The following is an 18,734-nucleotide window of genomic DNA, read 5'->3' as shown; positions in this document are numbered from 1 at the left end:
GGTGGCTTCCGTCGCGACGACCGTCCGTCGGGTGGTTTCCGTCGGGACAACGACCGTCCGTCCTTCCGTGACCGCGACGACCGCGGTGGCGACCGTGGTGGCTTCCGTCGCGACGACCGTCCGTCGGGTGGTTTCCGTCGGGACAACGACCGTCCGTCCTTCCGTGACCGCGACGACCGCGGTGGCGACCGCGGCGGCGACCGTGGCGGCCGCTCCTTCGAGCGTCGTGACGACCGTCCGTCCGGTGGCTTCCGCCGCGACAACGACCGTCCCGCGGGCGGCGGCTTCCGCCGCGACAACGACCGTCCGTCGGGTGGCTTCCGCCGCGACAACGACCGTCCGTTCAACCGCGACCGTCGCGACGACCGTCCCGCGGGCGGCGGCTTCCGCCGTGACGACCGTCCGTCCGGTGGCTTCCGCCGCGACGACCACCGCCCGTCCGGCTCTTCCTCCTCCTTCGGAGGCGGCCGCCGCGACGACAAGCCCCGCTGGAAGCGCAACGGCTGAGGCCGCGTGACCTGACGCGTACGACGAACCCCCGTGACACCGGATGTCACGGGGGTTCGTCGCGTCCGGCGTACAACCATCGCGGGGGCGGGCCGGTCTCGTACAGGGACACGTGGGAGGCTCGTACGTCCGACCCACCCGACACAGCGCCGGACCACCCCCGGGGGAGGGCCCCTCTTGTCTCGTACCGCACCCGCACCCGCGCGCCGCGCCCGTACGCGCGTCGTCCTGCTCGCCGCCGTCCTGGCCGTCACCGGGGCCGGGCTCGCGCCCGGCGCGGTCGCGGCCCCCGGGGCGCCCGTGGTCGGGATCGACCAGCTGGACGTCGAGCCCAACCTGAGGACCGCGCCCCGCGCGGAGACGGTCCTCGCGGTCGGCGCGACCGGCTACGCGCACAGCGCCGAGGACACCGCCCCCCACGCCGGGGGAGCCGTGGAGTGGACGGACTTCGCGACCGGCACCGACCGCTCCCTGGGGTACGGCGACGGGAACGGCTCCTTCGCGGAGTTCGGCACCGGCGGCCGGTACGCCTACGCGGAGCAGGGCGTCGGCACCTCCGCCGTCCTCGACCTGGAGCACGGCACGACGACGGCCCTGACCGTCCCCGAGGACACCTCCTACCGGGGCCTGGTCGGCGACCGGCTGCTCTTCCAGCAGTACGAGCCCGGCACCTCGCTCGGCTCCACCCGCGGCTACTTCCTCCGCGCCGCGAGCGCCCCGAACGGCGCCTCCGTCCCCGTCACCGGCTGGCCCGCCGGCGCGAACCTCCACAAGGCGCGGCTGGTGGCCGGCGCGGAGGGCGTGGCCGTGCTCCGGTTCGCCCTCGGGACCTCGGACACGGACCGCGACTCCCTCCTCGGGCTCGTGGACCTGGAGACCGGGCGGATGCGGGTGCTGGCCGAGGCCACGGCGGCGGACGGGGTGTTCGTCGCGGGCGTGGCCGTCACCGCCGAGCGGATCGCCTGGGTCGACCCCGACCGGAACGTCCACATCCGGCAGCACGCCGACCTCACCGGCCCCGAGCTCCGCTATCCGCTGCCGGCCGGCCTGAACGCCACCCGGATCGGGCTCGTCGGCGACTGGCTCCTGACCACGGCCGAGCCCCAGCGGACCGGCGAGGCCCTCACCCGCGGCCTGGTCGCGGTGAGCCCGGCCGGGGCGCGGCAGACGCTGCTCGCCGGCGCCGAGGCACGGATCACCCAGCTCGCGGACGGGTCGGGCGCCGCCGTCACCGGTGGCACCTCCGCCACCGACTGGGCCGTCCTCAAGGCCGTGCCCGGCAAGGGCGGCGGCGCCCCGGCCCTGGAGAAGCTGCGCACGGTGGCGCCGCTGCCGGCCGAGGTGGAGTCGCTGGCGCTCGGCATGGGCCGGCTCACCACGCTGGAGCACGACGGCCCGGCGGGCCCCGGCTTCTACAGCCGTTCGCTGCCGGTCGGCCCGCTCCACACGGGCCGGACCACGGCGGCGCCGGCCGGCGCCGAGACCGGCGCGGAGCTCCGGGAGACGCCGCTCCTCGACACCGGCGACGGGCGGGTGGTCTCCTTCCCGCGCATCCCGTACACCGCTCGCGCGGTCGTCTCCCGCGCCACCACCGGCGCGACCGCCGGCCGGACCACCCGGGTGACGGTGGACCAGGACGGCCGGATCGCCGACGCCTTCGGCCGCTGGACGGTCTTCCAGACCGGCACCCCGGGCGGGTACGGGGAGCTCGTCGGCGACGGCGAGACGCTCGTCCTCGACCTGGACACCCAGAAGATCGTCTCCCGGCAGGCCCAGACCGCCGCCGCCGTCTGGGGCGACACCCTCTTCACCGGCACGGGGAGCACGGGCGACGTCGTCCGCAAGGACCTGGCCACCGGCAGGACCCTCGGCACGGTCGCGACCGGCGCGGGCTGCCCCCTGACCGAGCTCCAGACGGCCGGCCGCTGGCTCTACTGGGCGTGCGCCCGCTACGAGAAGCAGGGCGTCCTCGACCTCAAGTACCCCACCGCGCCCGTCCGCATCGCCCTGCCGAAGGGCGCCTACCGGGGCGGACTCCTCGGCGACGGCTACTTCGTGGACCAGAGCGGCGCCTCGTACCTCCGGGTCACCCCCTTCCACACCGGGAGGGCCGGCACGCCCTTCGACCTGACCCGCGCCGAGACCGTCCCCGGCGAGCGGCGCGTCGCCTGGACCGTCGACCGCTTCGGCGGCGCCGTGGCCTACCGGGGCGCCGACCGCCTGGTGCACGCCGTCTGGACCGACCTCCCCACCTCCGACCTGACCGCCGTCTCCTCGCCCCCGGCCGGGCTCCGGATGCCCGGGACCTGGAAGGCGTCCTGGTCGCTGTCGAAGCCCGCCTCGTCCTACCAGGTGGACGTGGTCGACGCGTACAGCTTCAAGCCCCTGCGGACCTTCCGGGCCACCGAGACCCGCGGGCGGATCGACGTCACCTGGGACGGGCGGAACGCGGCGGGCCTGCCCGCGCCGAACGGGCCGTACGCCTGGGAGGTGCACGCCCTCACCGCCGACGGCAAGGGCCGCGACCTGTACTCCTCCGGCCGGTTCACGGTCTCCGGCAGCCGGCCCGCCTTCCGGGACCTCGCCGGCGACGACGCCCTGGGCGACCTGCTCGCCGTGAACACGGCCGGCGCCGTCTCCCTCTACCGGGGCAACGGCCTCGGTGGGCTCTCCTCCCGCACCACCGCCTCCGGCGCCGCCTTCCCGGCCGGCACCCTCCTCGTTCCCTTCGGCGACGTCGACGCGAACAGCTGCGCCGACGTCCTCGGCCGCGTCGGCAACGAACTGCGGGCCTACCGGCCGGGCTGCGGCAAGGTCGTCACCGCCTCGTCGCCGTACACCTCCGTCGGCTCCGGCTGGGCCCAGTACGACGTGCTCACCTCGCCCGGGGACGTCGACGCCGACGGCCACCCCGACCTGATCGCGCGCCAGGCCACCACCGGCGACGTGTACTTCTACGCCGGCACCGCCGACCACCGCCTGAAGTCCCGGCTCCGGATCGGCGTCGACTGGAGGCTCTACCAGCGGATCACGGGCGCCGGCGACCTCGACGGCGACGGCCGCGGCGACCTCCTCGGCATCGACGGCTCCGGAGTCCTGTGGACCTACTTCGGCACCCCGTCCGGCGGCGTCACCCCCCGTGTGAGGGTCGGCGGCGGCTGGCAGGTCTACTCCGCCGTCCAGGGCGCCGGCGACCTCGACGGCGACGGCGACAGCGACCTCGTCGCCCGCGACGCGTCCGGCCGTCTCTACGCCTACTACAGCCACGGACGCGGCCGCACCGGCGACCGCTTCGGCTACCGCGAGCTCATCGGCACCGGCGGCTGGAACACCTTCCGCACCCTCCACTGATCCCCGCCGCCGCGCCCCCGCCCCGGGGCGCGGCGTGGCGGGTTCCGATACCCGATCGGTTCCCCGGGCCCGTCGGGCTATGCTGCACGGAGTGCTCGCACACGGGCCGTTAGCTCAATTGGCAGAGCAGTGGACTTTTAATCCATTGGTTGTGGGTTCGAGTCCCACACGGCCTACCGACACCCGAAGCGCCCCACCGGAACCACCGGCCGGGGCGCTTCGTCGTTCGAACGGCGGGCACCCGTTGGGTGTTCCACGGGCGACTGGGGGAGTCTTGACGCGGAGGTGGGGTCGGTGACCGGGGATGCGCGGTGGTGGGACGACGGTTCCGGTGCGGGGGGCGCGCGGGATCTGGCGCGGTGGGCGCTGGGGGCGGCGGGGGCGGCGGTGGTCGTGCTGCTCCTGGCGCTGAGGGGCGGCGGTCTCCTGGTGTTGCTGAGCGGGCTGGTGGGACTCGCGGCGGGGGCCGTGGGGTTGTGGTGGTTCGTCGCGCACCGGGGGGCGTTGCGGGTCGCGGGGGCGGTGCTGTCGGTGGGCGCGCCGGTGGCCGTGCTGGTGCTGTACGTGGTCGGGGGGCTGTGGCTGTTCGCGCTGGCCGCGCTCGGACTGTGGGGAGTGGCCCTGGGGTGTGCGCGGGCGGCGTTGCGCAAGCCGGGTGAGGTCGTCGACGCGCCCGCGCCCGCCGTGGCCGCCGGGCGGCCCCGGAACGCCGTGCTCATCATGAATCCGAAGTCCGGCGGGGGGAAGGTCGAGCGGTTCGGGCTGGTCCACAAGGCGGAACGACTCGGCGCCCGCGTGGTGCTGCTCGATCCGGCCGCGCCCGCCGACGTCACGGCGCTCGCCCGGAAGGCCGTCGCGGACGGGGCCGATCTGCTCGGGGTCGCGGGCGGCGACGGCACCCAGGCGCTGGTCGCGGCGGTCGCCGCCGAGCACGACCTGCCGTTCCTGGTGGTCTCCGCCGGCACCCGCAACCACTTCGCCATGGACCTCGGGCTCGACCGGAACGACCCGGCGGCCTGCCTGGACGCGCTGACCGACGGCGAGGAGCTCCGGGTCGACCTCGGCACGGTCGCCGGGCGGCCGTTCGTCAACACCGTCTCCTTCGGGGTGTACGCGGACGTCGTGCAGCGGCCCGAGTACCGCGACGCCAAGGCCGAGACCGTGCTCGACGCGCTGCCCGACCTGCTCCAGGGCGGTCTGGGCGACCGGCTCGACGCGACCGCGGACGTCACCCGGCTGCCGGGCCAGCAGGCGATCCTGGTCAGCAACAACCCGTACGCCGCGCCCGATCCGTTCAGCGCGGGAGCCGGGCACCGCACCCGGCTGGACAGCGGTCGCCTCGGCGTCATCGGCATCCGGGTGGACGGCGCCGCGCACGCCGCCGAGCTCGCCGTGCTCGGTACCCAGTCCACCGCGCTCAACGTCCTGACCGCGCACCGCGTCGAAGTCCACGGAGGGGTCACCAACACGGGCGTGCCGAAGGCGGAGCGGACCCTGCCGGTGGCCGTGGACGGGGAGGCGCTCGTGCTGCCCGCCCCGGTCGTCTGCGAACTGAGGCCGCGCGCGCTGCGCGTGCTCGTGCCGCGGGCCCGGCCGGGAGTGGTTCCGCCGCCTCCGCCGTTGGACTGGCGGCGGATCATCCGGATCGCCTTCCCCGACCCGTACGGGTCGGCCCCTTCGAACAGTCCGAGAAACCGTCCGAGGACCCCGTCCGAGGATTCCTACAGGAGTGGCGCATGAGCGAGGACGCGAGCAGGTACGAGGACGGGAGCGGGACGGGGACCGCGCCTCCCGTGCGGCTGCGGGACCGGCCCCGGGCCGCCGTCTCCACCGTCCAGGCCGTGCTGCACGACCTGCGGGCGGTGGACGGGGCCGTGTACGGGGCGGTGGCCGCCACGCCCACGCCCGCCCTGGACGTCGGTCTGCGCCGGCTGTCGCACGCCGCCGACCACTCCAAGATCTCCTTCGCCGTCGCCGCCGGGCTCGCGCTCTTCCCGGGGCGCCCTCGCCGGGCCGCGCTCGTCGGCGTCGGGGCGATCGCGATCGCCTCGGCCACGGCCAACATCCTCGGCAAGCGGCTGGTCCGCCGGCCGCGCCCGGACCGGGAGGCGGCCCGGGTGGTGGTCGGCCGGCACGTGCCCATGCCGGAGTCGGCCTCGTTCCCGTCCGGGCACACCGCCTCCGCGGTCGCCTTCGCCACGGCCGCCGGCGTGGCCCTGCCGCCCGCCGCGGTGCCCCTGGGGCTGCTGGCCTCGGCGGTCGGCTACTCCCGCGTCCACACCGGGGTCCACTACCCCGGCGACGTGGCCGCAGGAGCCGTCCTCGGCCTCGCCAGCGGAGCCGCCTCCCTGGCCCTCGGCGCGTCCCTGCTCAAGGCCCTCAGGCCGGCTGCCCCGTAGGGGCCGGGGGATCCGCGGCGTCGTCACGCGCCGGAGCCGGCGCGGGAGTTCGCCCTCCTCGAAGGCGGTGACGTCCGCGAGCCGCCGGTCGCCCCGGGCCGCCGGTCGCCCTGGGCCCCCGGTCGCCCTGGGCCCCCGGTCGCCCCGGGCCCCGGGTCAGGCCGGGTGCACGGCGCGGGCCAGCGCCTCCGCCGGGATGTCCAGGGCGGCGAGGCGCTCCGGGTCGGCCAGGACGTGCATCTGGACGATGCGGTCCCCGACGATCGTGAAGGCGAGGAGGGAGGCCGGCTTGCCGTCGACGACCGACATGACGGCCGGGCCGCCGTTGACGACGAGCGACAGCGACGCCTTGCGGAAGCTCGCGTACATGAGGGCCTGCCGGCTGATCGACTCGGCGCCGTGGACCAGCTTGGAGGCGCCGGCCAGGAGCGGGCCGCCGTCGGCGCGGAGCACCGCGTCCGGGTCGAGGACGGCGAGCAGCCCCTCGAAGTCGCCGCCCTGGGAGGCGGCGAGGAAGGCGTCGGCGATCTCCCGCTGGCGGCGCGCGTCGGGGCCGGGGCCCGGGTCGGCGTCCTGGACGCGTCGCCGCGCCCGGCTGGCCAGCTGCCGGGTCGCCGCCGGCGTACGGTCCACGACCCGCGCGATCTCGTCGAAGGAGACCGCGAACATGTCGTGCAGCACGAAGGCGAGCCGCTCGGCCGGCGCCAGGGTCTCCAGGACGACGAGGAGCGCGAGGCCGACGGACTCGGTCAGTTCGGCCGCGTGCTCCGGGTCGCCGACGCCGGGGACATGGACGATCGGGTCCGGTACGTAGGTGTCGAGCGGGTCCTCGCGCCGGGAGCCGCGCGAGCGCAGCATGTCCAGGCAGACCCGCCCGATGACCGTGGTGAGCCAGCCGGTGAGGTTGGCGACCCCGCTCACGTCGGTGCGGCTGAGCTTGAACCAGGTCTCCTGGACCGCGTCCTCGGCCTCGGCGAGCGAGCCGAGCATGCGGTAGGCGACCGCCCGCAGGTGCCCGCGGTCGGCGTCGAAGCGGCGCGCCAGCGCGTCCGCGTCGCCGGTCCCGCCGTCGGCCCGGTCCTCGTGCCCGCCGTCGGCGTGCTCCACGGTGCTCTCGTCCATCCGCCCGTCTCCCCGTTCGCGTCCCGTCATGCCTCCATGACGGTTCTGGATCCCCGGATGTGACGCATCCCGTCTCGGACCGTGAGATCCACGGCTGGTGAGGGCGAGCACCCGGGTTTCCCCGGCCACTCTCCATGACTGTCGTGGAATGACGCTTCAACGCGATGATCATCATCCGTAGATTGATCACCATGACGACGACAGGCACCCAGGTCAACCCCGTACTGCGCACCCCGCCGGCCTCCCCCGCCGCCGCGGCCGCCTACTTCTCCGCCAGCCTCGCCTTCCACGCGGACGTCTCCGACGTGGCCTCCGTCCTGGCCGACGCCCGCGAGACCGGGGCCGACCCCGGCTTCGTGCTGATCGACACCCGCTCGACCGCCTCCTGGGACCAGGGCCACGTCCCCGGCGCCGTCCACCTCCCCACCGCGCTCATCCCCGAGCAGGCGGAGCAGCTCCTCGACAAGGCCGTCCCGGTCGTCACCTACTGCTGGGGCCCCGGCTGCAACGGCGCCACGCGCGCGGCGCTCGCCCTCGCGGAGCTGGGCTTCCAGGTGAAGGAGATGCTCGGCGGCTTCGAGTACTGGGCGCGCGAGGGCTTCGCGTACGAGACCTGGGAGGGCCCGGCGCAGCGGGCCGCCGACCCGCTGACGGCCCCGGTCGACGCGGAGGACTGCGGCTGCTGAGAAACCGGATTTCGGTTTCCGCCGTCCATGCCGTAAGGTCATATTCACCGACGCGGGGTGGAGCAGCTCGGTAGCTCGCTGGGCTCATAACCCAGAGGTCGCAGGTTCAAATCCTGTCCCCGCTACTCAGTAGCACGAAGGCCCGGACCATCTGGTCCGGGCCTTCGGCGTTTCCGGCCGCCGATTCCGTGGCCGGCGCCGTCGGGTCGGCCTTCTCCGTGGCCGGCGCCGTGGGTTTGACCTTCACGCAGCGTCAAGTTCTACCGTTTTCGGCATGGAGTGGTCGATCCAGGAGATCGCCAGGAAGGCCGGCACCACCAGCCGCACGCTCCGCCACTACGGCGAGCTGGGGCTGCTGGAGCCGAGCCGGATCGGTGCGAACGGTTACCGGTACTACGACCAGGCGGCGCTCGTCCGGCTGCAGCGGATCCTGCTGCTGCGCGAGCTCGGGCTCTCGCTGCCCGCCATCGCCGAGGTCCTCGAAGGCCAGCGGGACACCTCGGCCGCCCTGCGCACGCATCTGGCCCTCCTCCAGCAGGAGCGCGAGCGCATCGGGCGGCAGATCGAGGCCGTACGGACCACTCTCCACAAGACCGAGAGAGGAGAACGGCTCATGGCCGAGGAAGTCTTCGACGGCTTCGATCACACGGAGTACGAGGCGGAGGTCACCGACCGGTGGGGCCGCGAGGCGTACGAGCGGGGCGACCGCTGGTGGCGTTCGCTCGGCGAGGCCGAGAGGAAGGAGTTCATGGAGACGCAGGCCGGCATCGCCCGCGACTTCGGCGCGGCGGCCGCGGCCGGGCTCGCGCCGGACAGCGACGAGGTGCAGGCCCTGGCCCGGAGGCAGTACGAGTGGCTGTCGGTCACCACCGGGCCGACGAAGGAGTACCTGATCGGGCTCGGCCGGATGTACGTGGACGACCCCAGGTTCACCAAGAACTACGACCGGCACGGCGAGGGCACCGCCGTCCTGGTCCGGGACGCCCTGACGGTGTGGGCCGAGCGGAACCTGTGAGGCCCGCGCCGCTCCGGGGCGTACGCCGGTCGGACCCCCGCCGGTCGCCGGGCGGGGGCCGGGCGGGGACCCTGGAGGGGTGTGCGGTCGCGGGACGCGGCCCCGGCCCGCACGGCCCGGCGGCGGGCCCCGACCGGTCAGGAGTACTCAGGTGGCGCACCCTCGGGGCGAGGAGCCCGGCGGCCGTATCGCCGGGTCCGGTGCGCCCCGGGGCCCCTACGGGGGCGAGACGCGGTCGCCCGTCCCCTTCGGGGCCACCCGGAGGTTCCTGCGGGCGCTGCCGCCGCTGATCATCGTCGGCGGGGTGGTCTTCGACATGCTCACCCCGGCCTCGTACACGGCGGCACCGCTCTTCTCCGCCGCCCCGCTGGTCGCCGCGCCCTTCTTCTCCCGGCTCACGACCCTGCTGACCGGGATCGCCGCGATCCTCGCGTCGATCGGGCTGCACGGGTACAACCACACGCTCTCCGACGTTCCCTCGCTCACCGAGACCCTCACCGTGGTGACCGTCTCCGCGCTGGCGATGGTGATCAACCTGGTGGTGCGGCGCAGCGGCGAGCGGCTCGCGTCGGCGCGGGTGATCGCGGAGGCGGCGCAGCGGGCGGTGCTGCCGATGCCGGCGGAGCGGATCGCGGGGCTCCAGTGCGCGGCGCGGTACGAGGCGGCGCAGGCCGACGCGTTCATCGGCGGCGACCTGTTCGCGGTGCAGGACACCCCGCACGGGGTGCGGCTCGTGGTCGGGGACGTGCGGGGCAAGGGGATGGACGCGGTGGAGGCGGTGGCCGTGGTCATCGGCGCCTTCCGGGAGGCGGCCGAGCAGGAGGCGGGCCTGGAGGGGGTGGCGGCGCGGCTCGAACGGGCCCTCACGCGGGAGGGGACCCGGCGCGAGGGGCTGGACGCCTTCGAGGGGTTCACGACGGCGGTGCTCGCCGAGATCCCGCGCGAGGGCGGGGCCGTACGGATCGTGAACCGGGGGCATCCGCCGCCGCTGCTGCTGTACGGGGACGGGCGCCTGGAGCCGGTCGAGCCGGCCGAGGCGGCGCTGCCGCTCGGCATGGGGGAGCTGTCGGTCTGGCCGGACCAGGCCGACGAGCGGCCCTACCCGCCGGGCGCGACGCTGCTGTTCTACACGGACGGGCTGTCGGAGGCGCGGGACGGGCACGGGGCCTTCTACGATCCGGCGGCCCGGCTCGCGGGGGCGGTCTTCCCCGGGCCGGAGGAGCTGCTCGACGCGCTCGTGGACGACGTGCGGCGGCACACCGGCGGCGGTTCGACGGACGACATGGCGCTGCTCGCGGTGAGCCGGCCGACGGCCGGGGCGCCGGAGCGGCGGCGGACGATGCCGGTGGTGCCGCCCGGCCGGTGAGCGGGAGGACCCACGGGGTCGGTCACGTTCCGTGCCCGAGGGGTCTCACAGAGATAACAATTGACATAACGTCAGATTCACGGGGTTGGGCGGGGTGTCACTGAAGGGGGGTCAACTCGGGCGAATCCCTGCCAATTCAATGAATGATCAAGGGGAACGGCTTGGAATCGGACCGTCGTGTCTATTAACGTTCGATAACGCAGCGCGGTCGTCCCAGCCGCCGCAAGAGGCGGCTCCGCGCGCACGCGCCGAATCCCGTAAGGGAACCGGGGAACCAACCCTTGGGGTGAATCGGGCCCCTCGCACCTCTTCCGTGCGAAGACGCCCGTAGGAGACCTTCCTGCTCCGAACCCGTCAGCTAACCCGGTAGGCGAGAAGGAAGGAAAGGAGCGCGCCTCCGTGGCGTCCAACACCCCCGTACCCGAAGCCCCCTTCGATCCCTTCGGCGCCCGGGGTGGCGTCGGAGCGGACGACCCGGACGGCTTCGCGCCGGGCGCGTACGAAACCGCCTCCTTCACCCCCGCGCCCGGAGAGTGGAACCCGACCGAGGGCTCCCTGCGCGCCGAGACCCGCTCCGGCGGCCGGCACCGGGTCGTGAAGCAGCGCTCCAACTTCGCCCGCTCCTCCACCGTCCTCGGCGTCGGCGTCATCGCCGCCGTCGGCGCGGGCGGCCTCGCCACCGCGCAGGAGAAGGCCCCCGTCGCCATCTCCCTCCCCGACCTGCCCGACCTGGGGCTGCCGGACGCCCACGACCTGCCCGGCGTCGGCGACCTCCTGCCCGGCGGCGACGAGGAGCCGACCGCCTCGGTGCGCGAGTCCGTGCCGGTCGCGGCGGGCGGCGTCGCCGCGAAGCCGCTGACCTCGGTCACGTACACCGCCCCGGCCGACACCGCCGCCGGCACCGAGGCCGAGGAGCGCACCGCCTCCACCGCCGACGCCGGCGAGGCCCTGCGCGCCCGCATCCTCCAGCAGGCCGAACAGCAGCAGCAGGCCGCCGTGGACGCCGAGAAGCTCGCCGCCGAGAAGCTGGCCGCCGAGAAGGCCGCCGCGGACGCCCAGGCCAAGGCCGACGCCGCCGCGAAGGCCGAGGCCGAGGCGAAGGCCAAGGCGGAGGCGGAGCGGCTCGCCGCCGAGAAGGCCGAGGCCGAGCGCATCGCCGCCGAGAAGGCCGAGGCCGAGCGGCTCGCCAAGCTGGCCGCCAGCTACTCGATGCCGCTCTCCTCGTACACCCTCACCTCCACCTACATGCAGTCCGGCTCGATGTGGTCCTCCGGCTACCACACGGGCCTCGACTTCGCGGCGCCCACCGGCACCCCGCTCAAGGCGGTGCACGGCGGCACGATCAAGTCGGCCGGCTGGTCCGGCTCGTACGGCTACCGGATCGTCCTGGAGCTGGAGGACGGCACCGAGGTCTGGTACTGCCACCTCTCCTCGATGACCGTCGCCGCCGGCCAGACCGTCACCACCGGCGAGACCATCGGCCGCGTCGGCGCCACCGGCAACGTCACCGGCCCCCACCTCCACATGGAGGTCCACACTCCCGACGGCTCGGGCATCGACCCGGCGGAGTGGCTGCGCTCCAAGGGCCTGTCGGTCTGATCCCCGACCCGTGAGCGTTCCGGTCGGGGTTCAGGCTCCTCGACCGGAATACGCCCGGCGGCGCAGGGGGTTGGTCACTTCATGACCTCACCTCTGCGCCCGCTGGGCACCTCCGACCTGCGTGTCTTCCCGCTCTCCCTCGGCGGCAACGTCTTCGGCTGGAGCGCCGACGAGCGGCAGTCCTTCGCCGTCCTCGACGCCTACGCCGCCGCCGGCGGCAACTTCGTGGATACCGCCGATGTCTACTCCGAGTGGGTCGAGGGCAACGAGGGCGGAGAGTCCGAGACGATCATCGGCCGCTGGCTGGCCGCCCGCGGCAACCGCTCCGACGTCGTCGTCGCCACCAAGGTCGGCGCCCACTCCCGCTTCAAGGGCCTGTCCGCCACCACCGTCAAGGCCGGTGTGGAGGAGTCCCTGCGCCGCCTCGGCACCGACTACATCGACCTCTACTACACGCACTTCGACGACGAGACCGTGCCGGTGGAGGAGATCGTCACCGCCCTCGACCAGCTGGTGAGGGACGGCAAGGTGCGGGCCGTCGCCGCCTCCAACATCACCCCCGAGCGGCTGCGGGCCTCCCTCGACTTCGCCGAGGCCGAGGGGCTCGCCCGGTACGTGGCCCTCCAGCCCGAGTACAACCTCGTCGCGCGCGGGAAGTACGAGGGCCCGCTCCTCGACACCGCCGCCGAGACGGGCCTCGCCGCCGTCCCCTACTACGGTCTCGCCGCCGGCTTCCTCACCGGCAAGTACCGGCCGGGCCGCACCGTCGAGAGCGTCCGCGCCGCCGGCGCCTCCCGGCTCGCCGGGACCGCGCGCGGACAGGCCGTGCTCGCCGCCCTCGACGAGGTCGCCGAGGCCCACGGCGCCGAGCCCGCGACCGTCGCCCTCGCCTGGCTCGCCTCCCGCCCCACCGTCGCCGCGCCGATCGCCTCGGCCCGCACGGTCGAGCAGCTGCCCGCGCTCGTGGCGGTCGCCGACCTGACCCTGACGGCGGAGGAACTGGCCCGCCTGACGGAGGCCTCCGAGACGCCGGACGCCGAGACGCCGGCCTCCGGGACGACCGAGGACTGAGGACTGAGGGCTACCCCTTGTAGGGGTTGTAGCCGCCGTAGTCCAGGTACTGCGGCGGCACCCACACCCGGCCGGTGGCCCGCGCCGCGTACGAGAGCGCGGGCGAGGCCGTCGTCCGGCGCGCCCACAGGTGGTGCAGCAGCTCCTGCTCGCGCGCGGCGAAGTCCGGCACCGGGACCGTGCCCCGGCGGGCCCGCTCGCGCAGGAAGGCGAGGGTCGTGGCGAAGGACTCGTACTCGCCGACCGTCCGTGAGCCCGCCTTGCCGTACGTACGGGACGCCACCGCGCGCGCGGCGCGGCGGGCCCGCATCGAGGAGAGCGCCAGCGGCTCCTCCGGGGAGAGCCAGCCGGCCGCCGCGTACGCCGGGAGCACCCCGGCTATCGTGCGCAGCTCCTTCTGCCGGCTCCACACGGCGAGCCAGGTCAGCAGCCCGAAGGCCGGGACCATGAAGACCGCGTACACGGCGTAGAAGGCGAGCGGGCCGCCGAAGGTCGCCGAGCCGTTCCACAGCGCGTGGACGCCCATCGCGAGCAGCAGCCCGGCGAGCGGCAGCAGCACCTTCCGCGGTCTGCGCCGCCTGCCGCGCGGGGCGAGCGCGGCCAGGCCGAAGCCGATGCCGGTGAGCACGGTGAAGAGCGGATGCGCGAACGGCGACATCACGACCCGGACGAAGAAGGTGCCGGCGGTGACGGCGCCGATGCCGCCGTCGCCGACGTCCTGGTCCTCGCCGAAGGCGGTGCCGAGGTAGAGGATGTTCTCGGTGAACGCGAAGCCGGTCGCGGTGAATCCGGCGATCACCACCCCGTCGACCAGGCTCCGGAAGTCCCGCCGCCGGAAGAGGAAGAGCAGCAGGATCGCGGCCGCCTTCGCGGACTCCTCCACCACCGGGGCGATCACGGTGGCGCCCAGGTCGTCGGCCGAGGTCGGATCGGCGGTCGCGGTGGCGATCCAGCGGACGGCGAAGGTGTTGGCGAGGATCGCGACCAGGGCGGCGGCGAACGCGCCCCACGCGAAGGCGAACAGCAGGTTCTTCCACGGCCCCGGCTCGACCCGGTCGAGCCAGCGGAACGCCGCCATGAGCAGCGGTACGGGAAACACCGCGAGCCCCAGACCGACGAGGAACCCCTCCGTGCCGGTCTGCTCGCGCACCAGCGCCAGGATCACCAGGGCGCAGAGCGCGAGCAGCGTGATCAGCGCGACGGCCCGTACGATCCGGCTCCGCCAGAAGGCCCGCCGGGGCCGGTACCGCCACTGGCTCCGGTCGGCGGCCACGGCGAACGACGGCTCGTCCCCGTCCCGGACGGGGACGTGGCTCTCGACCGCCGGCGGCCCGGCCTGCGACGGCAGGGAGACGGCGGCCGGCGGCGCGGACGGCCCGGGTGGTGCGGTCGGCGGCGCGGTGGGCTCGGGTGGTGTGGACGGCGGCAGGGGTGACGACACGCCTCGACCCTAGCGACCGCCACCGACAGGAGCGATGGACTTGTCGGGAGGGCGTTACTTCCGGCGGAAGAGGAGATCGTGCACGACGTGCCCCTTGTCCAGGCCCTGCCCCTCGAAGCGGGTGAGCGGCCGGAAGTCGGGGCGGGGCGCGTAGCCGCCGTCGGGCGCGGTGTTCTCGAAGTCGGGGTGCGCGGACAGCACCTCCAGCATCTGCTCCGCGTACGGCTCCCAGTCCGTGGCGCAGTGCAGGATGCCGCCGGGCTTCAGCCGGGTCGCGAGGAGCGTCAGGAACTCGGGCTGGACGAGGCGCCGCTTGTGGTGCCGCTTCTTGGGCCACGGGTCCGGGAAGTAGACGCGGCAGCCGTCGAGGGCGGCCGGGTCGAGCATCTCGCGCATCAGGATGATCGCGTCGCCGTTGGCGACCCGGACGTTGTCGAGCCCGTTGCGGTCGGCGAGGCCGAGGAGGTTGCCCTGGCCGGGGGTGTGCACGTCGACGGCGAGGATGCCGGTGCCGGGGTCGGCGGCGGCCATCTGCGCGGTCGCCTCGCCCATCCCGAAGCCGATCTCCAGGACGACGGGCAGTCCGCCGAACATCTCCCGCAGGTCCAGCACCCGCTTGCCGTCGATGTCCAGGCCCCAGTCCGGCCACCGCTTCAGCATCGCCTCGGCCTGGCCGGCCGTGACGCGGCTCCGGCGCGGCTGGAAACTGCGGATCCGCCGCTCGAAGTGCGCGCCCGCGGGGTCGGGGGACGGCCCCTCGCCGGGCGCGAACATGCGGCTGCCGCGGCGGGCGACGGACTCGGTGCGATTCTCATGCTGCTCAGACACAATGCCGCCCATGGTACGGGCCCCCGCCGTCCCGGGCGGGTCAGAGCAGGGGGAGGGTGCGGCGGGCGATCTCCCGGCCGATGGGGAGGGACGCGGTCGCCGCGGGCGAGGGCGCGTTGAGCACGTGGACCGTGCGGTGCGACTCGCGGATGAGGAAGTCGTCCACCAGCGTCCCGTCCCGCAGCACCGCCTGTGCCCGCACCCCCGCCGCCGCCGGACGCAGGTCGGACTCGTCGATACCGGGCAGCAGCCGCCGCACCGCCTCGGTGAAGGCCCGCTTCGACAGGGAGCGGCGCAGTTCGCCCGCGCCGTACCGCCAGTGACGGCGCGCGATGGTCCAGGAGCCGGGCCACGCGAGCGTGCCGGTGAGCTCGCCCGGGCGGACGACCCCCCAGTCGTACCCCTCGCGGGCGAGCGCCGGCACCGCGTTCGGCCCGATGTGGACGCCGCCGTCGATGCCCCGCGTGAGGTGCACCCCGAGGAACGGGAAGGCGGGGTCCGGCACCGGGTAGACCAGGCCCCGCACGAGCGACGGGTCGGCCAGCTCGTAGTACTCGCCCCGGAAGGGGACGATCCGCATGCCCGGCTCGTCCCCGGCGAGCCGGGCGATCCGGTCGCAGTGCAGCCCCGCGCAGTTCACCAGCACCCTGCCGCGCAGGATCCGCTGGTCGGCGGTGCGCACGGCGACGCCCCACGGGCGCCGGTCGATCGCCGTGACCTCCGCGCCGTAGAGGATCTCCGCGCCGGAGGACTCGGCGAGCCGCCGCGCGACCGCCTTGTAGTCGACGATGCCGGTCGTGCCCACGTGGATCGCGGCGAGCCCGCGCACCCGGGGCTCGTACTCGGTGATCTGCGACGGCCCGAGCTCGCGCACCGGGATGCCGTTCTCCCGCCCGCGCTGGACCAGCGCGTGCAGTCGGGGCAGCTCCTCGCGCTCGGTGGCGACGACGAGCTTGCCCGTCACCTGGTGCGGGATGTCCCACTCCGCGCAGAACTTGACCATCTCGGCCGCGCCCTCGACGGCGAACCGCGCCTTCAGGGAGCCGGGCCGGTAGTAGATGCCGCTGTGGATGACCCCGCTGTTGCGCCCGGTCTGGTGGCGCGCGGGGCCCTCCTCCTTCTCCAGGACGGCGACGCGGGTGCCGGGAGCGGCGCGCTGCAGGGCGTACGCCGTCGACAGACCGACGATCCCGCCGCCGATCACCAGCACGTCACAGTCAAACACCAGCGCCACCTCCCACCCCTGATAGTGCACTGGCCCACTGACAATCCCGCTAAACGCCCACGTCGTGGGATGCGCGTCACGCTGCCGCGCGCGCCCCGCCGCATCTCGTCACGCCGCTGCTCGTCACGCCGGGGCGACCAGCAGCGGCCGGGCCCGCTCCCGCAGCTCCATGACCCGCGGCTCGTGCCCGTACGGCTCCAGACGGTGCAGCAGGTCCCGTACGTACTCGGTGGTCCGCGCCGAGGAGATCCTCCCGGCCACCTCCACCGCGCGCGTGCCCGCCGCGCAGGCCGCGTCGAGATTGCCGGACTCCAGCTCGGCGACGGCCGAGACGACGAGCCGCAGTCCGTGCGAGCGGACGAACTCCTCCGTCGGCCGGGACAGCGCCTGCTCGGTGAAGCGCCGCACCTCGCGCGGCATCCTGAGGTCCCGGTAGCACTCGGCGGCGTCCGCGCAGAACCGGTCGTACGAGTAGAAGCCCAGCCACGTCGGGTCGGCGTCGCCCTCCCGGGAGCGCTCCAGCCACCCCTCGGCGGACTTCAGGGACCCCGCCGCCGCGGGCCCGTCGCCGGCCTTGGCGTGCGCGCGGGCCTCGACGAGCCGGAAGAAGGACATGGTGCGGGCGGTGGCGAGCCCCCGGTTCCGTTCCAGCGCGGCCTGCGCCAGGTCGACGCCCTCGTCGGCGAAGCCCCGGTAGGTGGCCTGGAGGGACATCGAGGCGAGGACGTAGCCGCCGAGCGGCACGTCGGCGGCGGCCCGCGCGAGCCGCAGCGCCTGGATGTAGTACCGCTGGGCGGCCTCCTGCTGCCCGGTGTCGAAGGCCATCCACCCGGCCAGCCGGGTCAGCTCGGAGGTCGCGCCGAAGAGCGCCCGGCCGACCTCGTCCGAGTACGAGCCGAGCAGCAGCGGCGCCGCGTCCACCCTCAGGCACTCGGGCACCATCGAGGAGCGCCAGTCCCCGCCGCCGTACTTGGAGTCCCACTTGCGCGCGTCCTCCGCCGCCTCGCGGAGCTTGGCGACGTCGCTGTGCCCCACGCGCACGTGCTCCCCGGAATCGGCCGGTCCCTGTCCGGTCCCGCCGCCCGCGGGGCGGGCCGCCTCCCGCTCCACCGACGGGTCGGCGGGGGTGATGAGCCACCGGGAGGCCGGGGTCGCGTAGGCGCTGACCGAGAAGGACCCGGCCAGCGACTGCCAGATCCCGCCCCCGCCGGCCCGCCGGCCGGCGAGGTCCAGCCGGTAGAGGTCGGTGGCGGCGCGGACCGCCTCGCCGATGTCCCGGGGGAAGACGAGCCCCACCTCGGGTGCCGGGTCGGCGTCCGCGAGCCCGATCTCGTGCAACGGCACGGGCCGGCCCAGCTTCTGGCCGATCGCGGCGGCGATCAGGTGCGGCGCGGCGCCCTGCGGCACCATCCCCTTGGAGACCCAGCGGGCCACCGAGGTCTTGTCGTACCGGAGGGTCAGTCCGCGCTGCGCCCCGAGGTCGTTGACGCGCCGGGCGAGGCCGGCGTTGCTGATTCCCGCGAGGGCGAGAACGGCGCCGAGCTTCTCGTTCGGCCCGCGTTGCTCCCTGGACATGACGCCACCCCTCGACATCCAGACGGCCGCCGCGACGCCGGGCATAGGCAGGCGGCATTCGTAAACACAGCGTAGTTCGCCGCATCCCCACCGTTAAGGGGCGGAGTTCCGTATGGCGAGATTGTTGTGTGACCAGCCCACCGGAAAGGAGCTCCGGCCGGTTCGTGCTCCGCCCGTGTGGCCGTGCGCCCGGCCGTGCGCTCTCGCCGCCCCGGGCCGGGGCGGCTTCGATGAGTCCTGCGTGGGTCGGCCCGTCCGGCCGGGAGACGGAACCCCTGGTGTTCCGGGTCCCGCACCGGTGGGCTGGGGGACACCGCCGCCCCATTCCCCGCGGGCGGCGGACGGCGCCGGGGGGCGGGTCGCCTCCCGGACTGCCGAGGAGGCGACTCGCCGGCGCGTGGCTCCGGGGCGCCGGGCCGGCGCCGTCACCGGGACCCCTCTGTGGCTGACAGAAGGTCAAACCTCCCTGTGGGGACGAGAATCGGCCGAATCCTGCGCTCTTGGAAGCCCTTGGAAGCCCTTGGGAGCCCTTGGGAGCCCTTGGAAGCC

13 protein-coding genes, 2 tRNA genes, 1 pseudogene and 1 riboswitch are annotated in these 18,734 nt (G+C 74.6%); of the genes and pseudogenes, 11 read left to right on the top strand and 5 right to left on the bottom strand.

Annotated elements, in window-relative coordinates; translation table 11 throughout:
- The 5 genes and pseudogenes from ACFQ8C_RS24180 to ACFQ8C_RS24160 all read left to right on the top strand — a co-directional run.
- Positions 1 to 507, top strand: a pseudogene (locus ACFQ8C_RS24180) (RNA helicase); the annotation flags it as partial.
- Between the two features lie 177 nt (positions 508 to 684).
- A complete protein-coding gene (locus tag ACFQ8C_RS24175; protein WP_383461201.1) occupies positions 685 to 3,858 on the top strand; it encodes an FG-GAP-like repeat-containing protein in 3,174 nt (1,057 codons plus the stop codon).
- 103 nt (positions 3,859 to 3,961) lie between these two features.
- Positions 3,962 to 4,034 (top strand) — tRNA-Lys (locus ACFQ8C_RS24170).
- A 118-nt stretch (positions 4,035 to 4,152) separates the two neighbouring features.
- Entirely contained in the window at positions 4,153 to 5,598 is a 1,446-nt protein-coding gene (locus ACFQ8C_RS24165; protein ID WP_383461198.1) for a diacylglycerol/lipid kinase family protein, read from the top strand.
- Positions 5,595 to 6,257, top strand: a complete 663-nt coding sequence (locus ACFQ8C_RS24160; protein WP_383461196.1) for a phosphatase PAP2 family protein — start codon at positions 5,595 to 5,597, stop codon at positions 6,255 to 6,257. The genes ACFQ8C_RS24165 and ACFQ8C_RS24160 overlap by 4 nt, the downstream gene beginning before the upstream one ends.
- Positions 6,258 to 6,413: 156 nt before the next feature.
- Here ACFQ8C_RS24160 and ACFQ8C_RS24155 read toward each other — a convergent pair whose 3' ends face one another.
- Positions 6,414 to 7,379, bottom strand: coding sequence for a sigma-70 family RNA polymerase sigma factor (locus tag ACFQ8C_RS24155; protein ID WP_383461193.1), 966 nt, complete (start codon positions 7,377 to 7,379; stop codon positions 6,414 to 6,416).
- A 191-nt stretch (positions 7,380 to 7,570) separates the two neighbouring features.
- Between ACFQ8C_RS24155 and ACFQ8C_RS24150 the strand changes: the two genes are divergently transcribed.
- From ACFQ8C_RS24150 to ACFQ8C_RS24125, 6 genes are all read left to right on the top strand, one after another.
- Positions 7,571 to 8,065, top strand: coding sequence for a rhodanese-like domain-containing protein (locus ACFQ8C_RS24150; protein WP_383461190.1), 495 nt, complete (start codon positions 7,571 to 7,573; stop codon positions 8,063 to 8,065).
- A gap of 51 nt (positions 8,066 to 8,116) precedes the next feature.
- A tRNA-Met gene (locus ACFQ8C_RS24145) sits at positions 8,117 to 8,190 on the top strand.
- Positions 8,191 to 8,339: 149 nt separating this feature from the next.
- Positions 8,340 to 9,080, top strand: a complete 741-nt coding sequence (locus tag ACFQ8C_RS24140) for a MerR family transcriptional regulator (RefSeq protein WP_383461188.1) — start codon at positions 8,340 to 8,342, stop codon at positions 9,078 to 9,080.
- Positions 9,081 to 9,231: 151 nt separating this feature from the next.
- The gene (locus ACFQ8C_RS24135) at positions 9,232 to 10,446 is read left to right on the top strand and encodes a PP2C family protein-serine/threonine phosphatase (protein WP_383461186.1); all 1,215 of its coding nucleotides are present in this window, start codon (positions 9,232 to 9,234) and stop codon (positions 10,444 to 10,446) included.
- Positions 10,447 to 10,682: 236 nt separating this feature from the next.
- Positions 10,683 to 10,834, top strand: a riboswitch (cyclic di-AMP (ydaO/yuaA leader).
- An 11-nt stretch (positions 10,835 to 10,845) separates the two neighbouring features.
- Positions 10,846 to 12,045, top strand: coding sequence for a M23 family metallopeptidase (locus ACFQ8C_RS24130; protein ID WP_383461184.1), 1,200 nt, complete (start codon positions 10,846 to 10,848; stop codon positions 12,043 to 12,045).
- Positions 12,046 to 12,126: 81 nt separating this feature from the next.
- A complete protein-coding gene (locus tag ACFQ8C_RS24125) occupies positions 12,127 to 13,116 on the top strand; it encodes an aldo/keto reductase (RefSeq protein WP_383461181.1) in 990 nt (329 codons plus the stop codon).
- 10 nt (positions 13,117 to 13,126) lie between these two features.
- Here the strand turns inward: ACFQ8C_RS24125 and ACFQ8C_RS24120 are convergent, their stop codons facing one another.
- From ACFQ8C_RS24120 to ACFQ8C_RS24105, 4 genes are all read right to left on the bottom strand, one after another.
- Entirely contained in the window at positions 13,127 to 14,389 is a 1,263-nt protein-coding gene (locus ACFQ8C_RS24120) for a PrsW family intramembrane metalloprotease (RefSeq protein ID WP_383461206.1), read from the bottom strand.
- Between the two features lie 222 nt (positions 14,390 to 14,611).
- Positions 14,612 to 15,331, bottom strand: a complete 720-nt coding sequence (gene trmB, locus ACFQ8C_RS24115) for a tRNA (guanosine(46)-N7)-methyltransferase TrmB (RefSeq protein ID WP_383461203.1) — start codon at positions 15,329 to 15,331, stop codon at positions 14,612 to 14,614.
- Between the two features lie 94 nt (positions 15,332 to 15,425).
- Positions 15,426 to 16,610, bottom strand: coding sequence for an L-2-hydroxyglutarate oxidase (gene lhgO, locus ACFQ8C_RS24110; RefSeq protein ID WP_383461178.1), 1,185 nt, complete (start codon positions 16,608 to 16,610; stop codon positions 15,426 to 15,428).
- A gap of 123 nt (positions 16,611 to 16,733) precedes the next feature.
- On the bottom strand, positions 16,734 to 18,185 hold the full coding sequence (locus ACFQ8C_RS24105) for an MFS transporter (RefSeq protein WP_383461175.1): 1,452 nt from the start codon (positions 18,183 to 18,185) through the stop codon (positions 16,734 to 16,736).
- Positions 18,186 to 18,734: the final 549 nt, after the last annotated feature.

Origin of the sequence: Streptomyces sp. NPDC056503, assembly GCF_042794995.1 — a bacterium.
Classification (GTDB): Bacteria; Actinomycetota; Actinomycetes; order Streptomycetales; family Streptomycetaceae; genus Streptomyces.
The sequence above is the reverse complement of the archived record's forward strand: the minus strand, read 5'-3'. Positions and strand labels throughout refer to the sequence as shown.

Excerpts from the sequence above, each read along its gene's own strand:
- trmB (WP_383461203.1), bottom strand. The coding sequence starts at position 15,331 with ATGTTCGCGCCCGGCGAGGGGCCGTCCCCCGACCCCGCGGGCGCGCAC.
- ACFQ8C_RS24140 (WP_383461188.1), top strand. The coding sequence starts at position 8,340 with ATGGAGTGGTCGATCCAGGAGATCGCCAGGAAGGCCGGCACCACCAGC.
- ACFQ8C_RS24155 (WP_383461193.1), bottom strand. The coding sequence starts at position 7,379 with ATGGACGAGAGCACCGTGGAGCACGCCGACGGCGGGCACGAGGACCGG.
- ACFQ8C_RS24125 (WP_383461181.1), top strand. The coding sequence starts at position 12,127 with ATGACCTCACCTCTGCGCCCGCTGGGCACCTCCGACCTGCGTGTCTTC.
- ACFQ8C_RS24150 (WP_383461190.1), top strand. The coding sequence starts at position 7,571 with ATGACGACGACAGGCACCCAGGTCAACCCCGTACTGCGCACCCCGCCG.
- ACFQ8C_RS24160 (WP_383461196.1), top strand. The coding sequence starts at position 5,595 with ATGAGCGAGGACGCGAGCAGGTACGAGGACGGGAGCGGGACGGGGACC.
- ACFQ8C_RS24105 (WP_383461175.1), bottom strand. The coding sequence starts at position 18,185 with ATGTCCAGGGAGCAACGCGGGCCGAACGAGAAGCTCGGCGCCGTTCTC.